This window comes from Rhodoplanes roseus (assembly GCF_003258865.1).
Classification (GTDB): domain Bacteria; phylum Pseudomonadota; class Alphaproteobacteria; order Rhizobiales; family Xanthobacteraceae; genus Rhodoplanes; species Rhodoplanes roseus.
In genome coordinates this window covers 1-287 of sequence record NZ_NPEX01000745.1, presented here as the reverse complement: position 1 = coordinate 287, position 287 = coordinate 1, and the positions used below count along the sequence as shown (strand labels likewise).

The 287-nt window shown below is 64.8% G+C and carries 1 protein-coding gene; it reads left to right on the top strand.

Going from position 1 to position 287, the window contains the following annotated elements; genetic code table 11:
* A partial coding sequence (locus CH341_RS32230) for an NAD(P)-binding domain-containing protein (RefSeq protein ID WP_170149907.1) occupies positions 1-287 on the top strand: 287 nt, incomplete at both ends.

Genomic DNA, 287 nt, shown 5'->3' with positions numbered 1-287 from the left:
TGAGCAGAAATACGCAAGCGTCACGGTCGCGGAGGACAATCAGGCGGTCATCGATCGCTGTTCGGTCGTGATCCTTGCCGTCAGACCTCAGCATGCGGCGGCGGCGCTCAAGGATCTCGTCTTTCCCAAAGAGCGTCCGGTCATCAGCCTTTTGGCCCGCACGCCGCTTGCGCAGCTTGCCTCACTCGTCGCCCCGGCCACAGAGATCGCAAGAGCCATCCCGCTGCCGCCCGTGCGCACGCGCTCAGGCATCACGCCGGTGTTCCCAGCCGGCGGAGAAGCCAAAG